Here is a 6442-nt window from a genome sequence, read left to right as displayed (position 1 = left end):
AAGCAATTTTGGAGGAAAAGATACCTATTCGATACATGTAATGGATAATATAATATCAAATTATAAATACGCAGGTAATTATAGAATAGAGGCCACTTCAAAAGAGAAATATGATGAATTCGTTGCTGATTATATAAGCTATGTGAATGATGCAACAGGGGAGAACTTCAGTTCAGAAATGTATACAAATGTAACACGATCAAATCATATTGAAGTAAACAATGGTATTGATATATTTGTAATAGGTATATATTTTGTAATTATTATATTTCTTGCTTTTTTATTTTACTTGATAGCGAGAACAAAAGAAATATCGGTAATGAAACTTAATGGTTATACAATCAAGTCGATTTGCTTAAATATTTTTATTAAATTTTTCACGAAAATATTCTTATTTAGCAATTTGATGACTATTCCGTGGATGTTTTTCATTAAAGATAATGACTATGAATTTGTCAGAAAAATTTATATAACAAATTTTATTGTATATATAATATTAATTGTTTTGTTGACTACTTTATGTTTAGTTTATGTTAAGTATATTCGAATAAGTAGTTCTATTAAAGGGAAAAAGCCGATTGGCATAATCACAATTTTAAACGGTATGTTTAAAGTTGCTGTTTCAGTTGTTATTTTAATAAGTGTTGTCAGTTTATTAACAACATTAACTCAAATCAAACAAAAACAAAGCAGTGTTAATAGTTGGTCTAAGTCTTATAACTATGGGGTGTTTACTCCAATAATGACAGGAAATGATTCTAGTGCTATTAGAGATGGAGAATATCCACTAGATATTCCAGCTTATAAAATTTATTCTTATTTTAATCAACAGTTTCAAGCTATATATATGGATTCTGATATATATACGGAAGAAAACTTGGAGATTAACGCAGGCAATGATATTATTAAATATATCACAGTGAATCCTAATTATTTAGAAGAATATCCAATACTTGATGAAGAAGGGAACAAGATTGAGATTAGTGAAGGAACGGAACATACTGTTTTTCTTGTACCTGAGCAATACAAAGAAAAGGAAGATATAAACCTTAATTATTTTACATCAGTTAGGGAAAATAAATATGAGTTACATAGTAATTTATATAATCAAGATGATAAAGCTAAAAGTGTCGAAATTGATTTTGTATATACGAAAGCTGGTCAAGAAATATTTTCAATGAATTCTGACGTAATGCCAAATAATAACAATATGATTGTTGATCCAATTATACTAGTTATGACAGAGGCAAATAGGTTAGTACCGGATACTCATTATATTTCTAGCAATAATCAAGCGTTATTTATCAAATTAATCAATAATGATCCAGAATTAACTTATAATCAATTGCTTTCAAAGTTGAAAGAGTATAAATTAGATGATAACTTCCCATATTTTGTTCAATCAAACGAAGTAATTTTAAAGGAAATTAACGACTTGAGGCAAGAGTCTACGACTGTAAGCTATATTTTGATATTTATGTCAGTATTGCTAATAATGTTACTGTTTCAAAACATTTATTTGCAATTTGAGCGTAATAAATTTGAATTCTTTTTGAAAAAGACATTTGGCAATACATTTATTGAGAAGTACAAAAAAGTATTATTACTTTTACTACTTACCAATCTACTAGAATTTATAGGAGCATTTATTGTAATTGATTCTGGATTTTTTATTATCTTTATTGGCAAAATACTAATTGAAATATTTTTAGTGGTTCTATTAATTATATATTTTGAAAGAAAAAATGTAATACAAATATTGAAAGAAGGTGTCTAAAGTGGAAATTTGTGAATTGCATAATATTTATAAATCATTTGATGGCAAAGTGGTTTTTGAAAATTTTTCATTGAATATAAATCAAGGAGATTTTCTTTGCATTACTGGTAACAGTGGATCAGGAAAGTCAACATTAATTAATATTATGGGTCTGTTGGAACAGCCAGATTCTGGTACTGTTAATGTATGTGGTAATAAAGATGTAAAACCCAATTCACCTACCTCTCAAAAGTTACTTAGACATCAAATAGGATTTTTATTTCAAAATTTCGCATTAATTGATGATAAATCCGTTAATTACAACCTTGACGTTGCATGTGTAAATAAAAAACGATGGGATAAAAATAAAAAAATACAATTGTTGGAGAAATTACAACTAGATGTTTCATTAAATAAAAAAGTATATCATTTATCAGGTGGAGAGCAACAACGGCTTGCTTTAGCAAGGTTATTAATTAAAGATTGTGATTTAATCTTTGCAGATGAGCCTACTGGATCACTAGATTATGACAATAGGGATATTGTATTGAAGTTTTTACATCAATTAAATAATGAAGGAAAAACAATTGTAATCGTATCACATGATCAATATATAAAAAAACATTGTCAAAAGGTGATAAATTTATAAATGTTTTATCAGAGAATTTACCTAAGGAAAAGTTAGAGTAAAGCAATCATAATATTCTAATTTTGAATTTTACAAAATAGTCATTATGACAAATTCGGTAAAAGTAACATAACTATTGATATTACTAAGATAGAGTGCATTTTGCACTTTATCTTTTTTTATTTTCTTTCTTTGAGTTTGTCATATATTATGATATAATATAGTTAAGTAAAACTTATATATTGGGATAAAAGATTAAAAAAATTAGACAAAAATAAAAAAGTCTGCTAAATGCAAACTTTTATTTATGATGTTATAAATTTTTAGCTCCTACTAAGGCTAGGATTCTCCGATTTTTTAGTCCCTACTAAGGCTAGAGTGCTCCAATTTTTTAGTTCCTACTAAGGCTAGGATTCTCCAAATTTTTAGTTCTCTACTAAGGCTAGAGTGCTCCAATTTTAAAACACTTATTACTTATATTATATTATTTTATAGTTTATTATTCAAGTTTAAATAAATTTAAAATAATAAATATTTATGAAAGGAAGATGTTTATAAGGTTAATGATTATTAGTTAAATAAAGAAAATATACAAATATATTATTACTATTAGTTATGATTTAGTTAATCTTTTTGTGATTTTATTTGTTTTTATATTCATTAAATGAATTATAATTTTAGTTATTAATTCATTTTAATTTTAAAAAATAGATTAATAATTTTAATTAATTAAGATCAAATATATATGAAAAAATTAATTCAATTTAATAAAAAATTAGAAAAATAGACTATATCTCTTAAGATATTTCACTATATCTATAATATATCTATAGCGTATCTTTACTATATCTCTAGTTATAAAAAGTGATATCTTATGGAACTTAATAGGCACAGCCTATTTACTCACTTTTGCAAAAAGTGATATCAAGTTCCCTTATGCTCTTTACTAAAATAGCTAAGATTTTAAAAAAGAGAATTTATATGGATGTATTAATTAGAAAAATAGAACCAATGTATATAAAAGAAATTGAAAAAAATGAAGAACAGTTAAGTAAAAAATTAGGTAGAAATGTTTCAAGAAATGAATATATAAGTAGATGATGAGTAATCAAAAATGAAAAATTATAATTAAATCAAACTTGAAAAAAAGTAATTTAAAAAAAGAAAATCATACATCAAAAAAATTTTATTAATGAATAAGGAGAATAGCTATGAAGTCAGTTGATCCTATTAGAGATATAAAGAAAGTTAATGCTATGAAAAATTATTTAAAAGGTAAAGATATTAGAGATTATACAATGTTTGTATTAGGAATTAATATTGCTCTTAGAATTTCAGATTTACTTAAGCTAAAATGGAGTGATGTTTTAAAGAATAAGAAGAGTTTTAAAGATATTTGTATAATTGAAGGTAAAACTAATAAGGAAAGAAGAATTAAGCTAAATAAGGCATCAGAAAAGGCTCTTAGAGAGCTTTTAGATAACTTGGACACCTATTATATGGATGATTTTATTTTCAAGTCTAGAGAGGGAAATATGAAGCCTATTACAAGACAACAAGCTCTTAATATTTTAAAAAGTGCAGCTAAAGCTGTAGGGGTTAAAGATAATGTAGGGACTCATACATTAAGAAAAACTTGGGGTTATCATGCTTGGAAAAAAGGATTTAGTCCTGCATTAATTATGGATACTTTAAATCATAGTAATTTAAGTGTTACAAAGAGATATTTAGGTATTACTCAGGATGATATTAATGATCTTTATAATAGTTTAAATATATAAAAATAATATTATATATAACTATTAAACATTAATATTAAAAAACTCAACTTTTAGCATTAAATAGAACATTGCTACTAGAAAAATAACACCTAAAATGTAAGATATATAACCTGCTTTTTTATTCTTTTTAATATGTATATATTTTTTTCCTTCTATAAAAGATAAAAGAGGTATTATGATTGTAACTATAATAATAATAATATCAGTGTATGTATCAGAAAATATTGAAAAAAACAATACTAAGTATGCTAATCCTATTAAAAATGGAGATATTTTATAAATTAATGAATTTTCATTATTAAATTTAAACATAAAATCACTACTTTCTATATGATTTTATAAATATTATATCATTTTTAATTTAAATAAGTTCTGCATAAAGAGCTTTTGGTATTTTAATTAAATAGTTTAGTGTTGGAATGTTTTAAATATTAAAATCAATGTTATAGATAATTATGAAAATTGTTGAAAAAAGAATTGAATAAGTTTATAATAATATTAACGATTAAAAATTACATAAAAAAACAAAATAAAAAAACCGACCTCTGTCGGTTTCGGAGCTTCAGTTCTTTTAATATGCTGGTAACATATTAAAAGTACTTCTGGTAAAACGGATACCTAGAAGCAATAGGACAAGCCTACAACTAAAGCCTTGTTTTTATATATACCCTTATTATAGCAAAATAATAAGTGTATGACAAGGTAATACATAAAGGAAATTGTAGGAATTAAAAGGAAATTTCAAGCCCTAGGTATCTAATACCTAGGGCTTTTATAATGATTGAAGTTTTGAAAGGTATTTTTTAAGCTATTGTTTTTACCTATATAAAAAAACAATGGGTGTGGACGAGCCAATGCAGAAAGTCGTCTTGGCAAGGATATATTTCGCTTATATAGCCTTGTCATCAGTGGGGAGGGAGAACGCCATACCCACAATAAAAAATCTTCGGTTCGGGGGAACTACACCGGTTGAGAACTAGAAGTCATACGAGCAAGGACGGTGATTTGCAAAGACTTCTACTAGGGCATGAAAAAACCTAGCTGTAAGCGAGTATACTAGAAACCTCGGCTCATCCTAAACGAGCTTATTATAAAGTTTTTAAGATACACAGGTAACATAAAGTTAAAGTTTGTTAATATTTATAAATTTTAACTTTATTCTGAAACAGGATACCTGTGTGCCTATTTCCTGGTCTAAACCTTCCGAGCTTATTATATAGTAACTGTTTTGTAAAGCATTTTACAAAAGTTTAAAAATTAACAAACTTTTCATTCAGAAATACATTTAAAGAAAGAAGAGATAACAAAACAGACATTGTATACCGAAGGGGAATCTGAGAAAAGGGAACGGAACGTAGTGAAGTGAGTCTTTCTCGGATGAGCCGAGGTTCTACAGGAAGGGGTGTACGAACGTAGTGAGTGAGGGGGAACGCGTTGGAAGTTCCCCCTGTTTTTACTATAGCTTTGAAATTAACTATGGTGTATGTAATTATTATAGTTTTTATGATATTATTTTTATAGTGGTTACGTAAGAGGTAAGACAGACGTAAGAGCTTACCTAAATTATTTATTTAGACAATGTTAGTTCTTACGTAAGATGTTATGTGTATGGAGGATGTTATGAATACTATATATTATTCTATAAAGGAAGTTTCGGAAAGATTAGATATTACATATAGAACTTTACATTATTATGAGAAAAAGTTTAATCTTCAAATTAATAGAGATAAGTCAGGTAGTAGGATTTATAGAGAAGAGGATATAGCTTTATTAGAAAAAATATTAGAGCTTAAAGATAAAGGTATTACGTTAGATGGAATAAAGTCTCTTTTTGAAGAGAAAGGTGTTTTAAGTAATGAAGATGATAATAAAAGCATTGCATTAATAGATGAGGAAGATGTTGATGTTAAAGAAATTATTATTAATGAAATAAAGTTAGCAGTTTCTAAGGAACTTGAAGATACTAAAAATACTTTAAATGAAATAGTAGAAGATAATAAATCATTACGTAAGGAGTTACGAGAGCTAAAAAGAGCTAATGAAGATCATTATAGAAAGATAGATAATAGATTGACTGAATGGAGAAATAGTAGCAATAAGCCTTGGTGGAAAAAATTATTTAAATAAGTATGAATTATATAAAATTATGATATAATATAATTAGCCTAAGAAGTACAATCTACGATGGGTAGTGAGTATGGAGGCTTCAATCAACTGAGGTTTTGTGTGTTTTAGCACCTCCCCATCTAGGTATAAAAGCCGAATAAAAAAATACAC

The 6442-nt window shown here is 26.2% G+C and carries 6 protein-coding genes; 5 read left to right on the top strand and 1 reads right to left on the bottom strand.

What is annotated here, in order from left to right; all coding sequences use genetic code 11:
• From E0D94_RS14585 to E0D94_RS14575, 4 genes are all read left to right on the top strand, one after another.
• The coding region (locus E0D94_RS14585; protein WP_207289832.1) for a DUF1430 domain-containing protein at nucleotides 1-1777 on the top strand (1777 nt) is incomplete at its 5' end.
• 1 nt (nucleotide 1778) lies between these two features.
• Entirely contained in the window at nucleotides 1779-2405 is a 627-nt protein-coding gene (locus tag E0D94_RS14580) for a putative bacteriocin export ABC transporter (protein WP_341274581.1), read from the top strand.
• 915 nt (nucleotides 2406-3320) lie between these two features.
• On the top strand, nucleotides 3321-3485 hold the full coding sequence (locus tag E0D94_RS14960) for a hypothetical protein (protein WP_165443000.1): 165 nt from the start codon (nucleotides 3321-3323) through the stop codon (nucleotides 3483-3485).
• Nucleotides 3486-3595: 110 nt separating this feature from the next.
• Nucleotides 3596-4165 carry a tyrosine-type recombinase/integrase gene (locus E0D94_RS14575; RefSeq protein ID WP_130808298.1) on the top strand — a complete coding sequence of 190 codons (570 nt, stop codon included), beginning with the start codon at nucleotides 3596-3598 and terminating at the stop codon, nucleotides 4163-4165.
• Between the two features lie 21 nt (nucleotides 4166-4186).
• Here the strand turns inward: E0D94_RS14575 and E0D94_RS14570 are convergent, their stop codons facing one another.
• The gene (locus E0D94_RS14570; RefSeq protein WP_130808297.1) at nucleotides 4187-4477 is read right to left on the bottom strand and encodes a hypothetical protein; all 291 of its coding nucleotides are present in this window, start codon (nucleotides 4475-4477) and stop codon (nucleotides 4187-4189) included.
• Nucleotides 4478-5785: 1308 nt separating this feature from the next.
• On the opposite strand from E0D94_RS14570, the gene E0D94_RS14565 reads away from it, so the two are divergent.
• Complete coding sequence (locus tag E0D94_RS14565; protein WP_165442999.1) at nucleotides 5786-6292, top strand: helix-turn-helix domain-containing protein; 507 nt, start codon at nucleotides 5786-5788, stop codon at nucleotides 6290-6292.
• The last annotated feature ends 150 nt before the right edge of the window (nucleotides 6293-6442 follow it).

It is taken from the genome of Senegalia massiliensis (genome assembly GCF_900626135.1).
Classification (GTDB): domain Bacteria; phylum Bacillota; class Clostridia; order Tissierellales; family SIT17; genus Anaeromonas; species Anaeromonas massiliensis.
The sequence above is the reverse complement of the archived record's forward strand: the minus strand, read 5'-3'. Positions and strand labels throughout refer to the sequence as shown.

What these genes read in the sequence shown, in the direction of transcription:
- E0D94_RS14575 (WP_130808298.1), top strand. Translation starts at nt 3,596, where the DNA reads ATGAAGTCAGTTGATCCTATTAGAGATATAAAGAAAGTTAATGCTATG.
- E0D94_RS14570 (WP_130808297.1), bottom strand. Translation starts at nt 4,477, where the DNA reads ATGTTTAAATTTAATAATGAAAATTCATTAATTTATAAAATATCTCCA.
- E0D94_RS14565 (WP_165442999.1), top strand. Translation starts at nt 5,786, where the DNA reads ATGAATACTATATATTATTCTATAAAGGAAGTTTCGGAAAGATTAGAT.
- E0D94_RS14960 (WP_165443000.1), top strand. Translation starts at nt 3,321, where the DNA reads ATGCTCTTTACTAAAATAGCTAAGATTTTAAAAAAGAGAATTTATATG.